This is a genomic window from Leadbettera azotonutricia ZAS-9 (genome assembly GCF_000214355.1).
Lineage (GTDB): Bacteria > Spirochaetota > Spirochaetia > Treponematales > Breznakiellaceae > Leadbettera > Leadbettera azotonutricia.
Genome location: NC_015577.1, coordinates 2,766,439 through 2,788,038, shown reverse-complemented (window position 1 = coordinate 2,788,038; position 21,600 = coordinate 2,766,439). Strand labels below are relative to the sequence as shown.

The 21,600-nt window shown below is 51.0% G+C and carries 28 protein-coding genes and 1 pseudogene; 21 read left to right on the top strand and 8 right to left on the bottom strand.

What is annotated here, in order from left to right:
* Positions 1–2: 2 nt before the first annotated feature.
* The 3 genes and pseudogenes from TREAZ_RS12225 (at position 3) to TREAZ_RS12215 (ending at position 2,503) form a co-directional block, all read left to right on the top strand.
* Entirely contained in the window at positions 3–992 is a 990-nt protein-coding gene (locus TREAZ_RS12225) for a branched-chain amino acid ABC transporter permease (RefSeq protein ID WP_015712181.1), read from the top strand.
* A complete protein-coding gene (locus tag TREAZ_RS12220) occupies positions 989–1,798 on the top strand; it encodes an ABC transporter ATP-binding protein (RefSeq protein WP_015712180.1) in 810 nt (269 codons plus the stop codon). The genes TREAZ_RS12225 and TREAZ_RS12220 overlap by 4 nt, the downstream gene beginning before the upstream one ends.
* A pseudogene (locus TREAZ_RS12215) lies at positions 1,791–2,503 on the top strand (ABC transporter ATP-binding protein). The gene TREAZ_RS12220 and the pseudogene TREAZ_RS12215 overlap by 8 nt, the downstream one beginning before the upstream one ends.
* A gap of 13 nt (positions 2,504–2,516) precedes the next feature.
* Here the strand turns inward: TREAZ_RS12215 and TREAZ_RS12210 are convergent.
* Genes TREAZ_RS12210 through TREAZ_RS12195 form a run of 4 tightly spaced genes read right to left on the bottom strand, consistent with a single transcriptional unit; the run spans position 2,517 to position 6,148 of the window.
* Complete coding sequence (locus TREAZ_RS12210) at positions 2,517–3,722, bottom strand: ROK family protein (protein ID WP_015712179.1); 1,206 nt, start codon at positions 3,720–3,722, stop codon at positions 2,517–2,519.
* Between the two features lies 1 nt (position 3,723).
* Positions 3,724–4,842, bottom strand: coding sequence for a uroporphyrinogen decarboxylase family protein (locus tag TREAZ_RS12205; RefSeq protein ID WP_015712178.1), 1,119 nt, complete (start codon positions 4,840–4,842; stop codon positions 3,724–3,726).
* Positions 4,843–4,860: 18 nt separating this feature from the next.
* Positions 4,861–5,106 (bottom strand): uroporphyrinogen decarboxylase family protein, encoded by a 246-nt coding sequence (locus TREAZ_RS12200; RefSeq protein ID WP_280990967.1) that lies wholly within the window; start codon positions 5,104–5,106, stop codon positions 4,861–4,863.
* 34 nt (positions 5,107–5,140) lie between these two features.
* Positions 5,141–6,148, bottom strand: coding sequence for a uroporphyrinogen decarboxylase/cobalamine-independent methonine synthase family protein (locus TREAZ_RS12195; protein WP_148257809.1), 1,008 nt, complete (start codon positions 6,146–6,148; stop codon positions 5,141–5,143).
* Between the two features lie 132 nt (positions 6,149–6,280).
* On the opposite strand from TREAZ_RS12195, the gene TREAZ_RS12190 reads away from it, so the two are divergent.
* From TREAZ_RS12190 to TREAZ_RS12135, 12 genes are all read left to right on the top strand, one after another.
* Positions 6,281–6,613, top strand: a complete 333-nt coding sequence (locus tag TREAZ_RS12190) for a Uma2 family endonuclease (RefSeq protein ID WP_015712175.1) — start codon at positions 6,281–6,283, stop codon at positions 6,611–6,613.
* Positions 6,613–7,257, top strand: a complete 645-nt coding sequence (locus TREAZ_RS12185) for a CBS and ACT domain-containing protein (protein WP_015712174.1) — start codon at positions 6,613–6,615, stop codon at positions 7,255–7,257. The genes TREAZ_RS12190 and TREAZ_RS12185 overlap by 1 nt, the downstream gene beginning before the upstream one ends.
* Before the next feature lie 116 nt (positions 7,258–7,373).
* A complete protein-coding gene (gene secG / locus TREAZ_RS12180; RefSeq protein ID WP_043923497.1) occupies positions 7,374–7,751 on the top strand; it encodes a preprotein translocase subunit SecG in 378 nt (125 codons plus the stop codon).
* 13 nt (positions 7,752–7,764) lie between these two features.
* The gene (locus TREAZ_RS12175; RefSeq protein WP_015712172.1) at positions 7,765–8,238 is read left to right on the top strand and encodes a PTS sugar transporter subunit IIA; all 474 of its coding nucleotides are present in this window, start codon (positions 7,765–7,767) and stop codon (positions 8,236–8,238) included.
* A gap of 19 nt (positions 8,239–8,257) precedes the next feature.
* Positions 8,258–8,569: a hypothetical protein gene (locus TREAZ_RS12170; protein WP_015712171.1), complete on the top strand. Its 312-nt coding sequence runs from the start codon at positions 8,258–8,260 to the stop codon at positions 8,567–8,569.
* Position 8,570: 1 nt separating this feature from the next.
* On the top strand, positions 8,571–9,605 hold the full coding sequence (locus TREAZ_RS12165) for a V0D/AC39 family V-type ATPase subunit (RefSeq protein ID WP_015712170.1): 1,035 nt from the start codon (positions 8,571–8,573) through the stop codon (positions 9,603–9,605).
* Positions 9,602–11,668 (top strand): V-type ATP synthase subunit I, encoded by a 2,067-nt coding sequence (locus TREAZ_RS12160; protein WP_015712169.1) that lies wholly within the window; start codon positions 9,602–9,604, stop codon positions 11,666–11,668. Before TREAZ_RS12165 ends, TREAZ_RS12160 begins: the two co-directional genes overlap by 4 nt.
* 29 nt (positions 11,669–11,697) lie before the next feature.
* Positions 11,698–12,015: an ATP synthase subunit C gene (locus tag TREAZ_RS12155; protein ID WP_015712168.1), complete on the top strand. Its 318-nt coding sequence runs from the start codon at positions 11,698–11,700 to the stop codon at positions 12,013–12,015.
* A 3-nt stretch (positions 12,016–12,018) separates the two neighbouring features.
* A complete protein-coding gene (locus TREAZ_RS12150; RefSeq protein ID WP_015712167.1) occupies positions 12,019–12,360 on the top strand; it encodes a V-type ATP synthase subunit F in 342 nt (113 codons plus the stop codon).
* A gap of 9 nt (positions 12,361–12,369) precedes the next feature.
* Complete coding sequence (locus tag TREAZ_RS12145) at positions 12,370–12,987, top strand: hypothetical protein (protein WP_015712166.1); 618 nt, start codon at positions 12,370–12,372, stop codon at positions 12,985–12,987.
* The gene (locus TREAZ_RS12140; protein ID WP_015712165.1) at positions 12,980–14,788 is read left to right on the top strand and encodes a V-type ATP synthase subunit A; all 1,809 of its coding nucleotides are present in this window, start codon (positions 12,980–12,982) and stop codon (positions 14,786–14,788) included. Before TREAZ_RS12145 ends, TREAZ_RS12140 begins: the two co-directional genes overlap by 8 nt.
* A 7-nt stretch (positions 14,789–14,795) precedes the next feature.
* Entirely contained in the window at positions 14,796–16,220 is a 1,425-nt protein-coding gene (locus TREAZ_RS12135; protein ID WP_015712164.1) for a V-type ATP synthase subunit B, read from the top strand.
* A 139-nt stretch (positions 16,221–16,359) separates the two neighbouring features.
* Here the strand turns inward: TREAZ_RS12135 and TREAZ_RS12130 are convergent, their stop codons facing one another.
* The 3 genes from TREAZ_RS12130 to TREAZ_RS17470 are packed head-to-tail and all read right to left on the bottom strand — an operon-like array spanning position 16,360 to position 17,264.
* Positions 16,360–16,722: a hypothetical protein gene (locus tag TREAZ_RS12130; protein WP_201764772.1), complete on the bottom strand. Its 363-nt coding sequence runs from the start codon at positions 16,720–16,722 to the stop codon at positions 16,360–16,362.
* Entirely contained in the window at positions 16,715–16,912 is a 198-nt protein-coding gene (locus tag TREAZ_RS12125; protein WP_015712161.1) for an antitoxin VbhA family protein, read from the bottom strand. The genes TREAZ_RS12130 and TREAZ_RS12125 overlap by 8 nt, the downstream gene beginning before the upstream one ends.
* Positions 16,913–16,967: 55 nt before the next feature.
* A complete protein-coding gene (locus tag TREAZ_RS17470) occupies positions 16,968–17,264 on the bottom strand; it encodes a helix-turn-helix domain-containing protein (RefSeq protein WP_015712160.1) in 297 nt (98 codons plus the stop codon).
* A 136-nt stretch (positions 17,265–17,400) separates the two neighbouring features.
* Here TREAZ_RS17470 and TREAZ_RS18360 point away from each other — a divergent pair, with 136 nt between their 5' ends.
* The gene (locus TREAZ_RS18360; protein WP_015712159.1) at positions 17,401–17,541 is read left to right on the top strand and encodes a PIN domain-containing protein; all 141 of its coding nucleotides are present in this window, start codon (positions 17,401–17,403) and stop codon (positions 17,539–17,541) included.
* 170 nt (positions 17,542–17,711) lie between these two features.
* Here TREAZ_RS18360 and TREAZ_RS12110 read toward each other — a convergent pair whose 3' ends face one another.
* On the bottom strand, positions 17,712–17,930 hold the full coding sequence (locus TREAZ_RS12110) for a hypothetical protein (protein ID WP_148257808.1): 219 nt from the start codon (positions 17,928–17,930) through the stop codon (positions 17,712–17,714).
* A gap of 527 nt (positions 17,931–18,457) precedes the next feature.
* Here TREAZ_RS12110 and TREAZ_RS12100 point away from each other — a divergent pair.
* The 5 genes from TREAZ_RS12100 to map are packed head-to-tail and all read left to right on the top strand — an operon-like array spanning position 18,458 to position 21,534.
* Positions 18,458–19,081, top strand: a complete 624-nt coding sequence (locus TREAZ_RS12100; RefSeq protein ID WP_015712156.1) for a V-type ATP synthase subunit D — start codon at positions 18,458–18,460, stop codon at positions 19,079–19,081.
* Complete coding sequence (locus TREAZ_RS12095; RefSeq protein ID WP_015712155.1) at positions 19,078–19,563, top strand: universal stress protein; 486 nt, start codon at positions 19,078–19,080, stop codon at positions 19,561–19,563. Before TREAZ_RS12100 ends, TREAZ_RS12095 begins: the two co-directional genes overlap by 4 nt.
* A 15-nt stretch (positions 19,564–19,578) precedes the next feature.
* Positions 19,579–19,989 carry a hypothetical protein gene (locus TREAZ_RS12090; protein WP_015712154.1) on the top strand — a complete coding sequence of 137 codons (411 nt, stop codon included), beginning with the start codon at positions 19,579–19,581 and terminating at the stop codon, positions 19,987–19,989.
* 8 nt (positions 19,990–19,997) lie between these two features.
* A complete protein-coding gene (locus tag TREAZ_RS12085; protein ID WP_015712153.1) occupies positions 19,998–20,795 on the top strand; it encodes a J domain-containing protein in 798 nt (265 codons plus the stop codon).
* Positions 20,782–21,534, top strand: a complete 753-nt coding sequence (gene map / locus TREAZ_RS12080) for a type I methionyl aminopeptidase (protein ID WP_015712152.1) — start codon at positions 20,782–20,784, stop codon at positions 21,532–21,534. Before TREAZ_RS12085 ends, map begins: the two co-directional genes overlap by 14 nt.
* Positions 21,535–21,600: the final 66 nt, after the last annotated feature.

The window sequence follows — 21,600 nt, the reverse complement described above, 5'->3', positions numbered from 1 at the left end:
TTATGAAGGGGAAATTTCCGCTTCGTTCAACACTAATACTGCTAATTGTAGGAATATTAGCAGTAATACTACCACTGCTCCTGATGAAGATAGGGGTACTGGATGCCTATACTGCCCACATTATCACCATGGGCGGCGTCAACGCCATTATGGCCATGTCGGTGAACATGATTGTGGGGATCACAGGGCAGCTTTCTTTAGGCCAGGCGGGCTTTCTTGCAATCGGGGCTTATGCCTGCATTTTTTTCAACCTTGATATGCATTTGCCTCTGCCTCTGGCGGCAGCCTTCGCCACGGTGCTTACCACCTTTGCAGGCTTCCTCATCGGTTTTCCGGTGCTTAAGCTTTCGGGGGATTACCTTGCCATTGTGACCCTCGGCTTTGGCGAAATAATCCGTGTGGTTTTTATCAACATCAAGCCCCTCACAGGCGGTCCCAATGGAAGGCAGTTTACAACTTCCATGGTACTGAACGGTCAGCTTGCCTTTGTGATTGTTACATCGGTGCTGATTGTAGTGCTCGCGCTGCTGCAAAATTTCCTGCGTTCCACTTATGGCCGTGCGATTATGGCCTGCCGTGAGGATGAAATTGCCGCTAATTCCAATGGCATCAATATCTTCCGTTATAAAATGATAGGTTTTGTAATAGCTGCTTTTATTGCGGGCATTGGCGGCTCCCTTTATGCCATGGTGGTAGGGTTTGTGAAACCTGATATAGCCCAATTTTTAAGAAGCATAGACTTCCTGATTTATGTGGTGCTTGGCGGCATGGGCTCCATGACCGGCTCTATATTGGCAGCGTATGTTTTAACGTATCTTCAGGAATTCCTCCGTTTTTTGCAGGATTACAGGCTTCTCATTTATCCGCTTATACTGATACTGGTCATGCTTTTCAGGCCCCAGGGGCTGTTGGGCATGAAGGAGCTTTCCTTTGTTAAGCTGGTGAACCGGCTGTTGGCCCGCAAAAGCAAAGTCAAGGGAGGCGCAAAATGAGCGGCAAAGAGCTGCGCCTCAAGATTCAGGATCTTTCCATTGTTTTTGGCGGCCTTAAGGCGGTGAGCGATTTTTCCTGCGAATTGTACCAGGGGGAGCTGGTGGGGCTTATCGGGCCTAATGGTGCCGGAAAGACCACAGTTTTCAATATGCTCTCGGGGATTTATGCGCCGAGCGCTGGGCAAATGGAATTTTGGGACAGGCAGGGGAATATTTATCTTGGAGGGAGCATGAGCCCCTATAAGCTTAACCGCGTTGGCATTGCCCGGACCTTCCAGAACATCAGGCTTTTTTCGAATCTTACAGTGGAAGACAACATACGCATCGCGCTGCATGGAGGGAGGAAGACAAACCCCTTTCAGGTTCTTTTTAGGCTGCCTGGTTTTCTTGAGGATGAGGAGCGCATGATCGGCAAGGCAAATGAGCTGCTCTCCCTTTTCAAGATAGAAAAAAAGAAGCATGAACTGGCGCGGAATCTTCCCTATGGCGAACAGCGCAAACTTGAAATAGCCCGGGCCCTGGCATCAGACCCTTGTCTTCTTCTTTTGGACGAACCTGCTGCGGGCATGAACCCACAGGAGACTGATGAGCTCATGAAGCTTATCACCCTGATCCGCAGAGAGTTTAGGCTTACCATTCTTCTTATTGAGCACGATATGCGCCTTGTAATGGGTATTTGCGAACGCCTTATGGTATTGGATTACGGACGCACTATTGCCGAAGGCCTCCCCGAAGAAATTAAGCGTAATCCTGCGGTAATTAAAGCATACCTTGGCGCAGACGCCGTGGAGGCCGCCAATGGATAAGCTCCTTGAAGTTAAAAATCTGGCAGTCCACTATGGCGCCATTCAGGCCCTGCGGGGCATCTCCTTCGAAGTAGGGAAGGGTGAGGTTATCACCCTCATTGGCTCCAATGGCGCCGGGAAAAGCACCACTCTCCATGCTATTTCCAATATCATCAAAAAGAGTTCGGGATCTGTTTTTTTGACGGAAAAGACATAAGTTCTTTGTCCCCCGACAAAATTGTATCTTCCGGTCTTGTGCAGGTTCCCGAGGGACGCAGGATTTTTGCCAATCTTACAGTACGGGATAATCTCGAAATGGGCGCATATACCCGGAAGGACAGGAATCTTATTGCCCAGGATCTTGAAATGGTCTATGGCATATTTCCCCGCTTAAAGGAACGCCATAAGCAAGTTGCGGGTACCCTCTCGGGTGGCGAACAGCAGATGCTTGCCATGAGCCGCTCCCTCATGGCAAAGCCCAGGCTCCTTCTGCTTGATGAACCGAGCATGGGGCTCGCGCCTATCCTGGTAGATGAAATTTTCTCAGTTATTAAGCGCATTAATGAGGCGGGAACTACTATACTCCTGGTGGAGCAGAATGCATACAAGGCCCTTGGCCTTGCGAATAAGGGCTATATACTTGAAACCGGCGCCATAATCAAAGGCGGCTCGGCACAGGATCTTATGAAGGATGATGCGGTTAAAGCAGCTTACCTGGGCGGTTGATTTACCAGGATGCTTACCTTATAGGACTTGAAAGATAGCAGCTAAAGACCAGGGTGGCTGCGGCCATTACCCCCTGGCTCTTGTCAGTGTCGGAGCTCAGGATGGCTACTTCCCGTACATCACGGTTGATTCTGCTCTTGTTCACTTCATCCTGTATGTATTTTATCAGCGTAGTATTATGCTGGTTCAGCTCGCCTGAGATAATAATCACCTGGGGTTCAAAGAGGTTGATGAGGCTGGTGCAGCCTGAAGCAATGTAGAAAGCCATGCGTTTTACCATGTTCTTAAAATACGCCTCTCCCGCTTCGGCACGGAGGGCTATCTCGTCCCAGCTTTTTATTTTGTATCCGGCCTTGACAGCTTCGGTAACAAAGGCTTTGGGGTTGGCGTACATTTCAAGGCAGCCGGGGTTGCCGCAGTAGCAGCGTTTCCCCTGGCTATTGATGGTGATATGTCCCAGCTCGCTGCCGCAGCCTCCCACACCCTTGATGAGTTTCATGTTGACTACTATGCCACCGCCTATGCCGTTGTCTACCACAAGGTTTATAAAGTCTTCGTATAATTTTCCTACGCCGTAATACTGCTCTTCGATGGTTCTGGCAATCGAGTTGTTTTCAAGGTATGCCGGGATACCCAATTTCTCCTCAAAAATTTCAGCGATAGGATAAAATTCCCAATGATTAAAATCGGGGGGTTTGAGAATGACGCCTTTAATGGAATCCACCGGGCCGGGGGTAGTAATACCTGCACCGGCAACACTGCGGGGATTTATCTTTAACCCCTTAAGCATTTTTTTTACTTCATTGTGAATCAGATCGATAGTTTCTTCCCGACTATGCTTAACAGGAAAGGATTTAGCGCAGATTATTTTTCCATTAAGGCCGCAAATACCTGCGGAACTGCCCGAACGGGTAATATTGATACCCACCGCATAGAGGGCTGTGTCCCGTATGTAAAGTGCTTTGGGAGATCTGCCCTTGCCCGGTTTTTTTGTAAGCTCTTCTTCCAGGAATCCGTCTTTAATGAGGGAATCCACGATTACCCCTGCGCCTGCCCTTGTAAGGCCGGTGAGGGATGCAATTTCTATTCTTGAAACAGAGGTATTGAGAATATGGCGGAGCAGCAGTTTTCTGTTGTGTTCCTTCGATATAAGTGCATTACTGCGGGTGCCGGGAACCCCAGCCGAGATCGAAGATCGAGGTTCCCCTCTGGAAGCCAAACTATTCCCCCCTGGCCTTGTAAAACTTTTTGGCTCCCGAATAAATCGCTGCAATATTTGCGGCAGGCACGTCCTGCTGTATGCAGTGAGCCGGTGAGAGTATGTACCCTTCATCCCCCATGATAGAGAGTATTTGTTTTACCCTTTCTTCTACCTCTTCCGGCGTACCGCGGGGCAGTAGTTCCTGGGTGTCTATGCCGCCCCAAAATGAAATTTGGGCGCCATAATCTTTTTTAAGCCGTTCCGGTTCCATCATATAGGTCCCGGGTTGAATAGGATTGATAATGTCAACACCGCATTTAATCAGGCTTGGTATGAGGGAATGGACGCTGCCGCAAGTGTGATGCTCGTAGAAGGCAGAAGTGTATTTTTTGGTATGGCAGATGCGCTCCGAAAAATAGGGAGCTATCATTTCGTTGAACATATTCACCGACATGAAAGTTCCGGTCTGCATGCCGAAATCATCCCCCGAAGATGTGCAGTCTATGTAGGGCCCCAGCTCGCTATAGTAAATATCGATAACCGCCTTCTGGTAATCAAGAATACGCCGGGAAAATTCGTGCACTAGTTCGGGCTCAGCTGCGACACGGTAAAGATAATCATCAAAGCCGAAGAGCCAGCAGCCTATTTCGAATACGCCGAGTACCGGATGTTCTGCAATAATGGCATAATTAGTGTTCTCATGCAGATATTTGGCCCTCTCTCCCCAGGAACGAATAAGCTGGCGATCTATTTTGGAAGCATCGGGCAGGGGATATGCTAGCATTTCATCCATACTTGCATCCTTCAGGGGATTATGGCAGATTTCAAAATGGCCATTGATTGGTTTGTGCCCTATGCCGTAGGAATCGTAATGGATTTCTCCTTCGGTACGGTTATGCACTGTATTGGGTGTAGGCATACCGCCAACTATGCGGGTATCGATGTCAAAAAAATCGAGGATGCGCTCATCCAGGGGGAAGCCGCCTTTGTCCGTACCTGAAAGGCCGAAGTACGCCTTGAGACTGTCCCTGGTTTCCTGATAGTCGATAAGGGTCTGGGGGCAGCCGCAAAGGTCGAAAACTGCCCTGTCTGCTGTTTCATGCCTGATGGCACGGTTAAAACGTTCTCTGGATGTCATACGCCTTCCTTGTTTGCATCAATATTTACCGTATATTTTGGCTGTTTCCACAAGTTTGAAAATATTTGCTTCCGGTGTATCCCGCCCGCACTGATCCCCTGTGGAAAGGAGAAAACCGCCGTCCGCGCCGGCGTCATCTATGGCCTTTTTTGCAGCCCGCTCAACATCGGCAGGGCTTCCTTTTAGCATCACCTGGGTAGTTTGGAGGTTTCCCATGAGGCTCAATTTTTTGCCGTAGAGACGCTTTGCTTCCTTATTTTCAATAAGTTACTATTAAACGTAAATTGATACCAGCCCACTATCGAATCTCCTTTATCGTATTAACCAGAGCCGCAAGGTTGGCGAAGGGGAAGCCATTATCGGCCTCAATATAAAACCAACCGCCCCCATCGTGCAGTTTGAACGTCTCGCACTCCCTCAATACCAGTTCCCGTACATCTGAAGGGGAGCCATAGGTCATGGTTCTGGCCCGGTCGGTATGAATTGCGACGGCAAGGCGCAGTTCGCGGCAGCGGGCAGCGAGACAGCCCATATCGTATATGGGAAGTTGAGGCCAAATCGAAGTAATCCCGATTTCAGCAAAATCACTCAGAATGTCCCAAATATAGCCGCAGGAATGGAAGTGTATATCCAGCCCCGCCTCAACTGCAGGTTTGAAGAGGGCAGACAATAGGGGTTTAAAAAATGAGCGCCATAGGGCGGGACTCATCAACATGGCCCGTTCAGTACCGTAATCGTCTCCAAAGGCTATACCATCGGCGCCGGAAGCTATTGCCCGTTCGACAAGAGCGGCGTCATACCCAATGATACTATCCGCGAGTTTGTGTATGTAGGGTTCATCCGAAATGATGTCACAGAGCACATCCGCCTCGGGCCGCAGGGCGATCATGCGTTCATAGAGGGAACCGCAGCCTTCGAGACGGTAGAAGCTGTTGCCAGAAATTTGAGCGGGTGGCGGGACAATGGCGGGAAGCGGCGGCGTTGTAAAGGAAGCTATCCTGTCCGGATCAGCCAAAGGATATTCTTTTGGGATGCCTGTAACACCGTAGATCCTGTATTCCCAAAGGACACCCCATTCGTCCTTCTTGAAGGCGTGGTACTTTCCCTCTGCATCAAAGTCCGAAGCGGGCGGCGCAGGGGGCTTCACCCTGACAATGGGGGCAAAATCGCCTTTCAATCCTGCGTAAAGATCGTTCAGTTTATCCCCATGTTCGTAATACCCCACAGGGCAGTAATAGTACTGAACCGGAATACGATCAGGGTTTTTGAAGTGCATGGATCGGCATACACGTTCTCTGGATGTCATATGAATAAATTATAAGCCCGGATTTTCTATTTGTCAAACGATTTTACAAAATTATTTTCAAAAAATCGAGTGGAGGGACTATATATTGAAATAACCTCTCTTTTTATTATAATGAACACAGAGGGTGGCGATATGGCAATTCCGAAGGGAAAAATTTACTATACATACGCGGATTTCCTTGAACGGGGCTGCAACGGGGCGCCGGATATGGTTGTCGAGGTGATTTCCCCAAGCACTGCTTCGCACGATAAAGTGCGGAAATGCAACTTTTACCAGAAGGCGGGGGTCAGGGAATATTGGATGGTGGAGCCTGATTCAAAGATCGTGCAGGCTTGTTTGCTTGAGGACAGCCGTTATGTCCTTGCACCCTATAATGACGAGGCTACAGCCCCGGTTTCAGTTCTTCCGGGCTGCGAGATAAATTTGCGTGAAGTTTTTGCTGAACCAATAAAGGAGGAAGCATAATGATAGTGAACCTGGTAATGACCAAAAACCCCATCTACATCCATCCCGACATGAGCATCAACGAGGTGCGGAGCCTGATGGACAAGGAAAAGATCGGGCATCTGCCGGTGCTGGACAAGAACAACAATTTGGTGGGCCTTGTAACCCGGAAGGATCTCATCAAAGCCAGCCCTTCGGCGGCCACGAGCCTCGACATGTACGAGATCAGCTATCTTCTTTCGAAGATGACTGTCAAAGAGGTAATGGAGAAAAAGGTGATCACGGTCGGCGATAACGAGGTGGTGGAAGAAGCTGCCCGCATCATGGCCGATCAGGGTCTGGGCTGCCTCCCGGTGCTTAAAGGGGGGCTTCTTGTAGGCATCATCACCGACACAGACCTTTTCCGGGTATTTGTCAATGCCTTTGGCGCCAGGCACCCCGGGGTGCGCTTTACCTGCAATATATTGGAAAAGCCCGGGCAGCTTGCCAAAGTATCCCAGGCCATAGCGGAAAAAGGCGGCAACCTTGTGGCTTTTGTGTCCTCCGAGGGGGATGACCTTTCCCACCGCAGGGCCACCATCAAGGTGAACGGCATGAGCCGGGTTGATATTGAAGCCCTTGTCAAATCCCTCCCGGATGTGGCGATCGAGGATATCCGCGAATAGAGCCAAGGTTTTTTAGTCCTTGAACAAGTTCTTCTCTTTCGGTAAGATAAAGGGATCGTTTTTTATATCGGAAAGCTTGGGCCATGGCTGCCGGGCTTGAAATAATGGAGAAGGCAATGGGTATACTTGGTATTGTTTTGCTGGTTTTCTTTGTCATTGTGGCGGTTTTGCTTATCCTCCTGGTTCTGGCTCAGAACGAGGAAGGGGACAGCCTGGGGGGTATTTTTGCCGGCGGTTCCGGTTCGGCCTTTGGGTCAAGGTCCGGGAATGTCCTGACCAAGGCGACCACGGTTTTGGGCGCCCTGTTCCTGGTAATCAGCCTTGGGCTTGCCTTGATCAACCGCACGCCTGCAGGCTCGGGGGTTGAATCCGCAGGGCGCCAGCTTGCCCCGGAATCCGCCGTCGAGTGGTGGCAGCAGGACACAGCCCCCGCTGAGAATCCTGTGCCCGAGGCAATCACGCCTTCAGACCCGGCGCCTGAGATCGCCGAGTAGATCGGGGGTATTTATGTTCCTGTATGAGATTTTTCCGCCGGGGTTGATTAAAATAGGGCTTGAGTCCGATGATAAGGACGAAGTTTTTGAAGAAATGGTAGATCAGTTCTGCCAGGTTGAAAGATCCGACGCCAGGGACGAGATTTTGGAAGCCCTCAGGGAGCGGGAGTCCAAGATGTCCACGGGCATACACAAGGGTATTGCCATTCCCCATGGCAAAACCAATGCCATAGACAAGGTTTACGGTATTTTGGGGATTTCCAAGAAGGGTATCGACTACGATGCCCTTGACGGCCAGCCTGTATACCTCCTTTTTATGCTCCTGGCGCCCCAAAAAGATTCTGAAAAGCATTTACGGCTCCTTAAACGCCTTGCGGGGCTTCTGGATGATACCCAGTTCTACACCGAACTTGTGGCTCAAACCGATCCCCAGGCGGCCCATGGGGTCATCAAAAAGTACGAGGATATTTTTGTAGCCTCTTATTGACAAGCATAAGGTCGTAAAGTTGGAAGAAGATAAGGATGTGCTTCAGCATTTGCTTCACCTCGAAGCCGAAGCTTCCGCCCTGGTGGATGACGCCCAGGCAGAGGCTGACAGGCGTGTTTCTGAAGGCGAAAAGCAGAACCATGCCAAATACGACGAAGTCTATTCCGCAGAAGTAACCCGGCTCGAAGCCAACTACGCTAAAGAGATAGCTGCCGTGAGAGAAGACTACAAAAGACAGCTGGAAGCCTACGGGAACAGCCTTAAATCCACGGCCGTTGACAATGCCGCTTTCTGTGCATTGGCGGCCGCCTTCCTCGGCAGGGGGGAATAGGATGCCCGGCGCCGGGGAAAGGGCCTTTGCCTATGCCAAAGCTTGCGGCATCATGGGCAAGTCCTTTGTGGGCAAGCGGGTTTCGCACCTCGGCAATATCACCCGGCTTTCGGAACTTGACCGTCTGGTTTTTCCTGATACTTCCCGGGATCTTCCCGAAAAAGAGCTTTTGGTTGACCTTGAAGGCCGCCTTATAAAACGGGCAGCAGACGCTATCATTGCCATAGTGGATTCCTTCAGGAAGCCTCCCGAGCTTCTTTCCCTCCTCATACGCAGTTACGAATATGCGGATTTGAAGACAGCCCTTAACGCCGTCTCGGGCGGTGAAATCCCTGCGGAGCAGGCCAAGCCTGGTTTTACCGATCTGGGACGTTTCAGCACAATTAATTTTGCAGCCTGGCCCAATATCCCGGCGATGATCAAAGGCACTGAATTCGAATTCCTCCTCAATAGACAAGGGGAGATGGACAAGGAAAAACCCGGCATAAGCATTCAAGCAGAACTCGACCGCCATTATTACGAGTCCCTCTGGAAAAGCCTCAAGAAGCTGCCTGCCGGGGATCGGCGGGTTTCTGAACGTATCCTTGCCGAAGAAATTTCCCTGCGGAATGCAGTGTGGGCTTTGCGGCTCAGAACCTATTACCGCATGCAGGCCGATGAAGTCCGCTCCCATCTTATCGATATAAACGCTGCCATCCAGGGCAAGGCCGTTTCCCTCGCTGCGGATGCCTTTGATTCCCTCGATCGGGTGCTTGATAACCGTCAGGCATGGAAGGGCTGGAAGCGATCCGAATTCCTCAATCCGGATATGGGGGAGTGGAAACTCGATCCGCGGTATTTTCAAAATACCGCTTCCCAGTACCTTTACCGCCTGGCGCGCCGCTCTTTCAGGTCCAATCCTGCTTCGCTGGACACGGTTTTTTGTTTTATCAAAATAAAGCAGTTTGAAGAAGATATCCTCACTTCCAGCGCCGAGGGCCTCGGGCTGGGCATGGCAAGCAGGGAAATTTTTGGTATGCTGGGGGTAGAATCATGATACGGCCCCGCAAAATGAAGCAGATTGAACTCACCGTCCTTTCCCGGGATGCCGACATGGTCATAGAATTTTTGGGACGCCGGGGGGTTATGCACTTTGCCGACGAGGATGTTTCAGGCGGCATTCCTGCCGAGACCGGTTCTACCCAGGCTATGGACGAGGCTGTCTACCATCACATCCGGGAAAACCTGGACAAGCTCCAGACTAGCTCGGCATACCTCGGCCTTGAGCTTCCCAAAGAGCCTGAGGAAAACACCCGCTTCCCCGGCGAAACCGAAGAAGCCCTTACAGACAAAATCACCGCTGCTGTTTCTTCCCTGAGCCAGCGGGAAAATGATCAGAATCAGGAAAAACGCAAGATAGACGAGGCCCTTACCGAGGCCAAGGCTTTTGCCAACCTTAACGCGCCCTTTGCGGATCTGGATCAGCTTTCCTACCTCACCTTGAGGGTGGGTCATCTTGATTCCCGCCGTCAGGAGGATCTCAAGGAAATCCTGGCTGACAGGGCTGTGATCATCCCCCTTGATTCGCCCGAGTCCGGCGGCAACCGGGTTTTGGCTGCAGCCTCCCGCAAAGGCCGCTTTGCCCTGGATTCGGAACTCAAGAAGGTCAACTTCCAGCCTATTGCCATTCCCGAAGGCTACAAGGGGGTTCCTACAGAACTTCTTTCGGGCCTTGAAGACAGGCTGAAAAATGTGGATCGGGAGCTTGAGGACATAGGGGGCCGTAAAAGAGCCTTCAAAGAAGAATACGGAACGAATCTTGTTTCGCTTACCTGTTCCTACCTCATGGCAGGGATCATGGAGAAGCTCAAGGCCAAGCTTGTTTCCACGAAGAATGTGTATCTCCTCACAGGCTGGATGCCTGCCGATATAGTCCCTGCGATTGTGAACGAACTTGAAAAACTCACCGAGGGCCGCATCGCTGTCCGTTCTTTTAACCCCGAAGAAATTCCTGCAGTGCGGGATGGGAAGGAGAAGGTGCCGGTCTCTTTGGATCACGGCAAATTTGTCAAAGGCTTTGAGGGTGTGGTTTTTTCCTACGGCGCCCCCCTTTACGGCACTATAGACCCCACGCCCTTTGTGGCTATTTTCTTTACCGTGCTCTTCGGCATCATGTTCGGCGATCTTGGCCAGGGCTTTGTGCTTTTCCTCGCAGGGTTCCTCACGGGGAAACATGGGCCGAAATTCTTGCAGGGTTTTAAAAGCTATTCTGTTCCCCTTATTGCGGTGGGCATTTCTTCAATGGTCATGGGCTGTCTTAACGGTGAGGTCTTTACCAACGAATACCTTTTAATCGGCCCCACAAAGGCCATCACAGGCTTCCTCACCGGCCATCCCATGGAGCGTATCCTTACGCTTATGCCCCTGCCCGAAAAGGGCGGCAGCGTTACCAAGCTTTTTTACTTTTTCGGCTTTACCATCGGTGTAGGAATACTGCTCAATTCCATCGGGCTTGTTGTGAACATCGTTAATCTTTATACGCTTAAAAAATATGATAGGGCATTCTTCGCCAAAACCGGCGTGGCAGGCACTATGCTTTTCTGGTACGCAATTTCCATGGCTGTGCGTTTCATTGTCTGCATGGTGAACCCCAATGATGATTTGGTTTTCAAATTCCAGTGGTTCGATATCGTGGGTTTGCTGACGCCTGTGGCGGGTATCTTCTTCGGCCATGCCTTATGGCGCCTCTTTGCGGGGGAGCGGCCGATTTTTGAAGAAGGGGTCATGGTCTTTGCCATGGAAGGGATTGTGGAAATTCTCGAAACCGTTTCCACCTATATTTCAAATACCGTAAGCTTCCTCCGTGTCGGCGCCTTCGCGCTTTCCCACGCGGTGCTTTCATATATCGTGTTCAGGTTCGCGGAAGCAGTGTCAGGCATTGCCGCAGGGACAGCCATCTCGATCTTCATCATGATTTTCGGCAATGTGGTGATTATCGTGCTTGAGGGGATGATCGTCGCTATTCAGGTAGTGCGGCTCCAGTATTATGAATTTTTCAGCAAATTTTTTACCGAGACCGGAGTGGAATTTCAGCCCTTCAGGTTTCGCAAAAATAAATAAAGAGATTGTAAAACTCATAAGGAGAGAATATGAAGCGTTTAGTAGTAATGGTATTAGTGCTTTTGGCGGTAATTTCCGCTGCTGCGGTTTTTGGGCAGGAAGCTGCTGCTGAAGGCACAGCCGCCGCTGCGGAATCTACGCCGGCATGGAAGTACATTGCCGCAGCCTTGGCGGTGGGGATTTCCTGTATCGCCGGCGGCATTGCGGTAGGGCAGATTGGGTCGGCAGCCATGGGCGCCATGAGCGAAAATCCGGAACTCTCCGGCAAGGCCCTGCCTTACGCCGGTTTGGCCGAAGGTATCTGCCTCTGGGGCTTCCTTGTGGCCCTCCTCATTCTGGTCTTATAGGAAGTGGATTATTTCTTTATCGGGGATCCGGAGCTGGTAACGGCCTTCCGTTTTGTGGGTATTGCGGGCGCTCCTGTACGGGGCGCCGACGATGCCCGGGCGGTTTTCCGCCGCATGACAGAAGGCTTTGACGAGACAGCCGGAGCCGTGATACCGGGCATTGAAAAGTGCCGGGTACTGGTGCTGACCGAAGAGGTTGCCGACTGGCTTGGGGATATCCTCATAGACTGGCAGCTTTCTGATCAGTATCCTCTGATAGTAGAAGTCCCCGGCATGATGGGGCGATTCCCGGGACGCAAGACCCTGGTGGACTCCATCAGGGAAGCCATAGGAATCCATGTGTAGGAAAATATAGTGGAAGAACTTCGTTCAACTGAGGTGCTTGACCGGGAGATCCTTGAGGATGCCCGCAAAAAGGCCTTTAAAATTCTTAAAACCGCCGACGACACGGTTCAATCCCAGACCAAACGCTGGGAAAAGAAAACCCTTAAAGCTGTCGATGACATACGCAAGACCTATGCCCAGCGTCTTGACACGCTGCGGGAAGAAATCCTCGCCCGCCTCCCTCTGGATAAACGGCGTCTCCGATCCGAGACAGCGGAGCGTTTTTTGCGGGATGCCATGGAAGCCTTTCTCCAAAGCCTTCCCCGCAGCGAAGTGCTTGCTGTTTTGGAAAAAGAATTCTCCGAACGCGTTGAAGCCTGTGCGGAATTGAATGACAGTAAAACTGCGATTGTGTATGCAGGCATGAGCGAGGCTGAAATTCTCGGCATGCTTAAAAAAAGCAAACTCATAGAATGGGATTTGAAAAAGGATGAAAGCGCAAGTGCTGCAAAGCTTCCTTCACTGACCTTGAATGTTCCTGCGGCAAAAATTTCCGCATCGGTGGATGACGCGGCCCGTGAACTTTTGGAGGAGAAGCGAGCTGAACTCATCAAGGCGCTTTTAGGTGAGGGGGCTTTAAATGATTAATGGCCGTGTCAGGCGTATATCAGGGCCCATCATCAGGGCTGAGGGCTTGGGTGCAGCGGGCCTTTTCGATGTAGTTGAAGTGGGCGAAAAGAAGCTCATCGGCGAAATTGTCAGGCTTGAAAAAGACGAAGCCGTGGTCCAGGTTTACGAAGACGATACGGGCCTCATGATTGGGGCTGAAGCCCATTCCACCGGCCGCCCCCTTTCGGTGCTCCTTGGCCCCGGCCTCATCGGTACCATTTATGACGGCATACAGCGCCCCCTCGAAGCCCTCTTCAAACAGAGCGGCGCCTTCATGGAATCGGGCAGCCGGGGCGATCCCCTTGATTCCGAAAAGAAATGGCCCTTTGTGCCTGATCCTGAATTGGCAAAAAGAATAGCCTCAGGTGAAAAGATCCCCGCAGTCCCCGGCCTTGTGCTGGGCACGGTAAAAGAAACAGAAAGCATCACCTGTAAAATCATGGTTCCCCCCAGCGCAACTACCGGCAGTAAAACTGCGTACGGAAATGTTTCGTGGCTTTCGCCTGCTGCGGAATATACCATTAACGGAATCGCGGCCCGTACCGAAAGCGGACTGGAAATCCCCCTGGCCCAGTGGTGGCCTGTGCGCATACCCCGTCCCAATGCGGAACGGCTCTCGCCCGAAATGCCCCTGGTAACAGGCCAGCGGGTCATCGACGTTTTCTTTCCCCTGTCCAAGGGCGGGACCGCCGCCATACCCGGCGGCTTCGGCACGGGCAAGACCATGACCCAGCACGCCATTGCCAAGTGGTGCGACGCCGACGTGATCATCTATATAGGCTGCGGTGAGCGCGGCAACGAGATGACCGACGTGCTCACCGAGTTTCCCCATCTGATCGACCCCCGCAGCGGACGCTCCCTCATGGAACGCACCGTCCTCATTGCCAACACGAGCAATATGCCCGTGGCGGCCCGTGAAGTTTCAATTTACACCGGCGTTACCCTGGCGGAATTCTACCGCGACATGGGTTACCATGTGGCAATCATGGCGGACTCCACCAGCCGCTGGGCCGAAGCCTTGCGGGAACTTTCAGGCCGCATGGAAGAAATGCCCGCCGAAGAAGGCTTTCCCGCCTATCTCCCCACGCGTCTTGCGGAATTTTACGAAAGGGCAGGGCGGGTCAAAACCTTGTCGGGCCAGGAAGGGTCCGTGTCCATCATTGGCGCAGTTTCCCCTCCGGGGGGCGATTTTTCAGAGCCTGTAACCCAGCACACCAAACGGTTTATCCGCTGCTTCTGGGCCCTGGATCGGGATCTTGCCAATGCCCGCCATTATCCTGCAATTTCCTGGATCGACAGTTATTCTGAATATGCAGAAGAAGTAAAACCCTGGTGGGAAAAAGTAAACCCTCAATGGGCGGTAGTGCGGCAGAGCGCCCTGGATCTTCTCAAGAAGGAACAGCGCCTCGCAGAAATAGTGCGCCTCATCGGGCCCGACGCCCTGCCCGACGATCAGCGTCTGGTGCTGATCACTTCTGAAATTATCAAGAACGGTTTCCTTCAGCAAAACAGTTTTGATGATATTGATATGTACTGCGTTCCCGCAAAACAGGTGCGCCTTCTGGAATTGATGATGGAATTCCACGAGCGCTCTTCAACCTGCATCAAGCTGGGGGCGCCGCTTTTCAAAATAACTTCCCTTCCAATCAGGGAGGAACTTTCGCGCCTCAAGAGCGGAATCAAAAACGATGACGCCGAGGGGCTTGCGGAATTCGAGCGGAACATGCGGACCAGCCTTGAAGAACTGGAACGCAGTTACCGCACCAAAGAGATGTTGTGAGGTTACGATGAAAGGCATTGAGTATCGGGGCTTAACCCGCATAGAAGGACCAGTGGTCATCACCCAGAGGAGCCGCAACGTGGGCTTCAACGAAGTGGTGGCAGTCTACGACAGGGAAGAAGGCCGCCGCCTCGGCCGCGTGGTTGACATGAGCGAAGACTGGACCGCCGTCCAGCTTTTCGGCAACAACACAGGCCTTTCTGCCGACGACAGCCGCGTCGAATTCTTGGGCAAGCCCATGGAGCTCCGGGTCGGCCCCGGTTTATTGGGCCGCATCTTTAACGGCCTTGGCGAACCCATTGACGGCTACGGCAACATTTTTTCTTCCTCCTGCTATGACGTAAACGGCCTTCCCATAAACCCCTACGCCCGCACTTACCCCAGGGACTTTATCCAGACCGGCATCTCCGCCATCGATGGCATGAACACCCTGATTCGGGGTCAGAAGCTTCCGATATTTTCGGGCAACGGCCTTCCCCATAACCGCCTCGCCGCACAAATAGTGCGCCAGGCCACGATCATAAACGCCGACGGATCATCGTCAGGCAAATCCGCGGAACCCTTCGTGGTGGTTTTCTGCGCCATGGGCGTCAAATACGACGTGGCCCGTTTCTTCCTCGACGACTTCGAACGCACCGGCGTTCTTGCCAATGTAGTAGTATTCCTGTCACTGGCCGACGCCCCGAGCCTCGAACGCCTGGTGGCCCCCAAGTGCGCCTTAACCGCCGCGGAATACCTGGCCTACGAAAAGAATATGCACGTCCTCGTAGTAATGACCGACATGACCAATTACTGCGAAGCCCTGCGTGAAGTTTCTTCGATACGCGGCGAAGTCCCCAGCCGCAAAGGCTACCCCGGCTACCTCTATTCGGATTTAGCGAGCCTCTACGAAAGGGCAGGAAAAATTTCAGGCTCCACAGGCTCCATCACCCAGATCCCTATTTTGACCATGCCCAACGACGACATCTCCCACCCCATCCCCGACCTTTCAGGCTACATCACCGAAGGCCAGATAGTCCTTGACCGTGAGCTTTCCCAGCGCGGCGTGTATCCGCCCGTTGCCGGCCTCCCCAGCCTTTCCCGTCTCATGAAAGACGGCATAGGCCCCGGTATGACCCGGGAAGATCACAAAGACGTTTCGAGCCAGCTCTTTGCGGCCTACTCAAAAGTGAAGCAGGTGCGTAACCTCGCCTCCATCATCGGCGAAGAAGAACTTTCGGACAACGATAAGCAGTACCTCAAGTTCGGCGAAAAGTTCGAGCAGATTTTCCTAACCCAGGGCGAATTTGAAAACCGCGACATAGGCCGCACCCTCGACCTGGGCTGGAAAGTCCTCACCCAGATCCCCCGTGACGAACTTTTGCGCATCAAGCCGGAATTTATCGGGAAGTATTTTGAGCCGATTTTAGCAGCGGGCGATAACTTTAGTTGATAGGAAGTCTAGTGGATAAAAGCCCAGTCATTGCATAAGTTCTTGTAGCAAATCTTGTAATTTAGGAATATCACCATCTATGGTTCCCGACATATATCGCTCATAAATCCCCGGATTATCCGGCGGGTTAAGGTCAATGTCAAAGCCTTTTTCCAGAGCGAGAAGCCGTAGAAACTCCCTTTTCAAAGAAGGGGGTTAGAAAAAACTGTTTCCCCATTTTACTGATTTCAACTGTCCGTAGTCTTCCTGCCCATTTATAAACATCTTTAAATAGAAGGGCGTGAATTTCCAGTAAAGAAGCAGTATTCTTAATTTTAATTGGGTGTTTTTTTAATTCATTCCTTCGTTTTGTAACGGCTATACTTTCAAAGTTTACTAAATCGTCATGATTTGTTATTCCGCCGAGATTTTTAAGAACACCGGTTTTAGGATCGGTATATGAATAGTCCGGGTCTATATACTCGTAATTGTTATGCATATTCTTTGGTTTTAACTCATTCAATAACTTGAGTTAGCGTTATTTTATCAGTCACATAATCACGGATTATTTCTACAGTCTTTTTTGATGGTTCAAATCCTTCAAACATACATGAGCCAATAGAACTCGCGATGTTTTCCAAAGTTTCCCTATCCGGAAATTGTACTCCCATTATAGTGAGCTTTTCACGGTCAATTTCTATTGGTTTATACATGGTGTATCTCCTATAGCACTATAAGATGCTCATATAAGTATAATTATACTACAAATCAGATTAGCTCATCCAGTCCCGAACTGGCCTTATCCAATAACGCACGGATGTTTTTAAGCTGGGATTCAATTTCTTCTTCATGTTTATTTTTACCCGCCATCAGGTATTCGACACTAACCCCCAGAACCCTGGCGATATAATAAGCGCCAAGAACGGTAGGAAATACCCCTTTGTATATCCATCCATGGAATGTTTCGAGATGAAATCCGCAGGCTTCCGCTACCCTTGCCTGGGTTGTGTTTCTCTTTTTGATGAGCTGCTTTACGCGGCTCCAAAACATATCCGCTTCATCCATTACCTTATTTCCTCAAAAATTGAACTAGTCTTATCTGACTAGTTTTTATTAAAAAGTAGTCAGATAAGATTATATTGATAATATACTGAATTTTTGGCGTAGAGGCAAATAAAAAAAGCGATCCTTTTGTCAATTTTTGAAAAACGGAATAACAATAAGAAGCACTGTAGATTTAATAATTGCAGAAACTGCCATAGAAAATAATTTGTATATACTTCATGACGACAGCGATTTTACCAATATGGCAAAAATAATTGGGGAAATAGAGATATATTAGCTGCCTGTGTTTAAGATTCGAATGCCTTGGATATTCTGTCAATGAATTTTTGATCTTCCTCTGACAGGTATCCCCGGCAAAAAGGGAAGAATCTCCAAAGAAATCTGGATCGACATCAAAACCCTCCGGGAGTTTATCAATATCACGGGCGAGGTGGTGGTACCCTGGTCTTATTCGATCCCCAGAATCAGCTTGGCTTCTTCGAGGGTTTTGCCGCTTTCGAGCAGGGCAATGATTTCCTTTTGGCCTGCCTTTTTCCCCTCTTCCTTGACCCTTTCTTCCTGGTCTCCCCGCAGGCTGTTCCAGTACATTATATTCCCAAGGCGCGCGGTTTCCCGCATATATTCAAGCTGCTCCTGGGTAAAGCCGCTTATTGCTTCTTCTGCCATGGATATTGCCTCCTCTTTCTTCAAGATTTCCTGCAGCTTGCCGGCCATGCTTTCGTCCGTGAAGTAATGGTTGTTTGTCCACCGAATGGGGTCTGCCGTTCAGGGTCATAGTAGATAAAGGTGTGATCCCAGGCTTCGTCGGGGAACAGGCGGGCAAGGTAGTACTCGATCTTGGCTTTCTAGGCAGTAATGGGGTACATGATCATTTCCACATTGATTTGCTCATTGTCATCGAAAACTGCACTAATATCATAACGGAGCTTGCGCTGCCGCAAATCCTCCATGGGCAGCTCAACAATCTATACAAACAGATATTTCTATATACCTATATGGCGCTGGCATGCGTAGCGCTTTGAAATTTCCTCCAAGAATCCTAAAAAAAACGAAAAAGGGCAAAAAACCATCATGAATTTGCAGAAATCCGCCTTTTGCCGTTCCTACCCCCTTCTTTCCTATATTGTTAAAACCGTCTCAATGCTATAGATTAAGAGCTGATACAATAACGAAACACTTAAAGGAGCTCGGTTTTGCCCCGGGAGCAGATAGCCCCAACCAAAAGCAACCTCATCAGGGTCAAGGAACGGCTCAATACCGCCCTTGAGGGCTATGATCTGCTTGAGCAGAAACGGGAAATCCTTGTTATGGAGCTGATGCAGAAGGTGGAGCAGGTGAAGATCCTGGAGCGGGATTTGGACGCCAAGATCGGGACGGCTTATCCGGCTTTGCGGCGCATGCTGGTCATTGTGGGAAGGGAGAGGGCGGACAAGCTTTCGCGGAACATACGGTACAGCTTCGAGCTGACCGAAAAGCGGGTTGTGGCTGCCGGGATGAGCCTGCCGGGGCTTGAAATCAAGCTGCCCAGTGCGGAATTGAAGTATTCCCCTGCGAATTCATTTGCCGAATGTGATGAAACTGTGCTAGAATTCTTCGGGTTGCTGAAGATTCTGACTGAATTGGCGGCGGTGAGGACCATTGCCTGGCGGCTTGCCCGGGAGGTCCGCAAGACCCAGAGGCGGGTGAACGCCCTGGAGAAAATGGTGATTCCCACTGCCAGGGAAACCAGAACCTATATCGAATCGGCGCTTGAGGAGAGGGATCGGGATTCCTTCTTTACAAGCAAGCTGCTAAAAAGGAAGGCCGGAAAGGAATGATGAAACCTCTTTTTTCCAACATTGTTGTCGCAATTACCGGTTCTGACGCTTCCATTCTTGCTGCCAAATACGCGATTGTCATGGCAAAAGTGTATAAGTGCAGGCTTTCTGCGGTTTATGTGGTGGACACTGCCACTATCAGGCAGCTCACCTTGAGCAAAATCTTCATTCAGGAAGAGAGTCTTGATTACGAGCGGAGCCTTGAAGCCAACGGCGAACGATACCTCTCCTTTGTGGAAGAGCTTGCCCGGGCCAAGGGGGTCAAGGTGGAGCGGGAGATACGCAGAGGGGCGGTTTATACCGAGATTTTGACTGCTGCCGACGAGCAGCGCGCGGACTTGATAGTTCTGGGGGGCTGGGAAAAAGACCGCAGCTCCAGGGATATCGTTTCCCATTCCCACAGGGAAATCATCGTGAACGCCAAATGCACGGTTCTCCTGGCCAAAGAGCCGAACATCGACCAGATCTACAAACAAGCCTAAAATGAAGGATAGAACATGAGAATAGCAGTGATAAGCGCCCCCAAATCGCGGAACGGTGTTCCGGAATACGTGAAATCCCTTGCCAAAGGCATGGAATCCATGGGCCACAGGGTTGATGTCATCGATGCCTGGACCGAGGATGGTTTTAGGCTTCCGGGCTATGAATATATCGCGGTCTGCGCAGAGGCTGTAAAAGCCTGGGGGGGCAAGATGCCCGAAGCGCTGTCCAAGGTTCTTTCGGCGGGAAGCGGGCTTGTGGGCAAGAAAAGCGCGGCATTCCTTAAGAAAACAGGGCCTTTCTTCATCACCAAGGCACTGTGGAATCTTATGAAGGCTATGGAAAAAGAAGGCATGATGGTCAACTGGAGCGAAATTATCCTCAATGCGGCCCATGCGGAAGCCCTGGGCAAGAGGATTGGAGCCTAGCGGCGCTAGTGGATAACTATTACACCCTCCTTGGGGTGTCCCAGAACGCGACAGCCCAGGATATAAAAAAAGCTTTTCGAGAGCGCGCCAAGCGGCTTCACCCGGACATTGCGGGGGACAATGCGGTGGAAGGTATGCGCAGGCTTCTTGCCGCCTATGAGATACTTTCGGATCGGGATCGCCGTTTTGAATACGATAGGGCATACAGCCGCTTCAACCGGACTTACCACTTTGATTACCGCAGTTTTCTTAAAGAGCAGGGAAACGATCCGGCCAGCAAGGCAAAGCTTGTGTTTTTTGAGCTTCTCCACATGGAGGAAGATACAGCCCTTTCAATCTGGGAAGAGCAGGGCGGCCTTGATTTTCCCATGGAAAAATACATAGACCGTGAGGACTGGATGGACTGCGTCTACATTATGGCTGAGGAGCTTGCCCGGCGGGATCGTTACTATGAGGCGTTTTGCCTCCTCCTCCGCCTGATACGGGAAGAAAGGCGGCTGCCCTATTTCAGGCACTTTGCGGAAGATATCGAAAATTTCCTTAAGGAGATAGTCCGCCTCAGGCTCCGGCCGTCTGTAGAGCCTGGAACCTATGTGGAGTGCCTCCAGATGCTGCTCGACCTGGGTTTTGATTCCTCCTACGAGGCAAGAATTTTGCGATCCATGGCGGAAGCTTTGATCCGCATGGGCGAACTTGGCACCGCAAACAAGGTTTTAAAAGAGGCGCTTAAACGCGACCCGGGCCTTCCCAATACCATGCAGCTCAAACGCAAACTCAATATAAAAGGCAGCTATGATACGGCTTAAGAATGAAAAGCAGATAAACGCCATCAGGACTTCGTGCAAAGCCCTTTCATCTATGTACAGGGAACTCCTTCCCATGGTTAAGCCCGGCGTGGAGACTATCGAGATAGACCGCTGGGTGCATAACTGGATCAAAAAGGCAGGCGGCAAGCCCGCGTTCCTGGGTTACGGCCCCAGGAAAAATCCCTTCCCAAACTCTATCTGCATATCCATAAACGAGGAAGTGATTCACGGCATCCCTTCCAGGCGGAAGATCGCCAATGGCGATCTGGTGTCCCTGGACTGCGGCATAGACCTTGATGGCTATATTTCGGATCAGGCTATTACGGTGGAGGCAGGCAAGGTGAGTCCTGAAGCCCATAGGCTCAACGAAGTTACCCGGGAATGCCTCTATGCGGGGATCAAGGCAGCCAAGGCAGGGGACAGGCTCCTCCAGATTGCCAGGGCTGTGCAGGGCCATGCCCTTTCCCACGGTTATGGCGTGGTCCACCAGTTTTGCGGCCACGGGGTGGGCCTGGAGGTTCACGAAGACCCCCAGGTGACGAATGTTCCCCACGGCCCCAACCCCAAGCTGGCGGGGGGCATGGTTATAGCTATTGAACCCATGATCAACCTGGGTACCGGGGATGTGGAGATTTTGGAAGACGACTGGACTGTGGTTACAGCCGACCAGAAGCTTTCGTCGCACTGGGAGCATACCATCGCCATTTTCCCGGACCATACCGAAATTCTCACTGAATAATTCCCTTGTAACCATTATTTAAGATTGTAATTATTATATATAGAAAACATAATTAATCTGATGAAT

Bases quoted from the DNA above. Each gene is read 5' to 3' on its own strand.
- TREAZ_RS12225 (WP_015712181.1), top strand. From the start codon at position 3: ATGAAGGGGAAATTTCCGCTTCGTTCAACACTAATACTGCTAATTGTA.
- TREAZ_RS12220 (WP_015712180.1), top strand. From the start codon at position 989: ATGAGCGGCAAAGAGCTGCGCCTCAAGATTCAGGATCTTTCCATTGTT.
- TREAZ_RS12205 (WP_015712178.1), bottom strand. From the start codon at position 4,842: ATGACATCCAGAGAACGTTTTAACCGTGCCATCAGGCATGAAACAGCA.
- TREAZ_RS12195 (WP_148257809.1), bottom strand. From the start codon at position 6,148: ATGACATCCAGAGAACGTGTATGCCGATCCATGCACTTCAAAAACCCT.
- TREAZ_RS12190 (WP_015712175.1), top strand. From the start codon at position 6,281: ATGGCAATTCCGAAGGGAAAAATTTACTATACATACGCGGATTTCCTT.
- TREAZ_RS12185 (WP_015712174.1), top strand. From the start codon at position 6,613: ATGATAGTGAACCTGGTAATGACCAAAAACCCCATCTACATCCATCCC.
- secG (WP_043923497.1), top strand. From the start codon at position 7,374: ATGGGTATACTTGGTATTGTTTTGCTGGTTTTCTTTGTCATTGTGGCG.
- TREAZ_RS12175 (WP_015712172.1), top strand. From the start codon at position 7,765: ATGTTCCTGTATGAGATTTTTCCGCCGGGGTTGATTAAAATAGGGCTT.
- TREAZ_RS12165 (WP_015712170.1), top strand. From the start codon at position 8,571: ATGCCCGGCGCCGGGGAAAGGGCCTTTGCCTATGCCAAAGCTTGCGGC.
- TREAZ_RS12160 (WP_015712169.1), top strand. From the start codon at position 9,602: ATGATACGGCCCCGCAAAATGAAGCAGATTGAACTCACCGTCCTTTCC.
- TREAZ_RS12155 (WP_015712168.1), top strand. From the start codon at position 11,698: ATGAAGCGTTTAGTAGTAATGGTATTAGTGCTTTTGGCGGTAATTTCC.
- TREAZ_RS12140 (WP_015712165.1), top strand. From the start codon at position 12,980: ATGATTAATGGCCGTGTCAGGCGTATATCAGGGCCCATCATCAGGGCT.
- TREAZ_RS12135 (WP_015712164.1), top strand. From the start codon at position 14,796: ATGAAAGGCATTGAGTATCGGGGCTTAACCCGCATAGAAGGACCAGTG.
- TREAZ_RS12125 (WP_015712161.1), bottom strand. From the start codon at position 16,912: ATGTATAAACCAATAGAAATTGACCGTGAAAAGCTCACTATAATGGGA.
- TREAZ_RS17470 (WP_015712160.1), bottom strand. From the start codon at position 17,264: ATGGATGAAGCGGATATGTTTTGGAGCCGCGTAAAGCAGCTCATCAAA.
- TREAZ_RS12110 (WP_148257808.1), bottom strand. From the start codon at position 17,930: ATGGCAGAAGAAGCAATAAGCGGCTTTACCCAGGAGCAGCTTGAATAT.
- TREAZ_RS12095 (WP_015712155.1), top strand. From the start codon at position 19,078: ATGATGAAACCTCTTTTTTCCAACATTGTTGTCGCAATTACCGGTTCT.
- TREAZ_RS12090 (WP_015712154.1), top strand. From the start codon at position 19,579: ATGAGAATAGCAGTGATAAGCGCCCCCAAATCGCGGAACGGTGTTCCG.
- map (WP_015712152.1), top strand. From the start codon at position 20,782: ATGATACGGCTTAAGAATGAAAAGCAGATAAACGCCATCAGGACTTCG.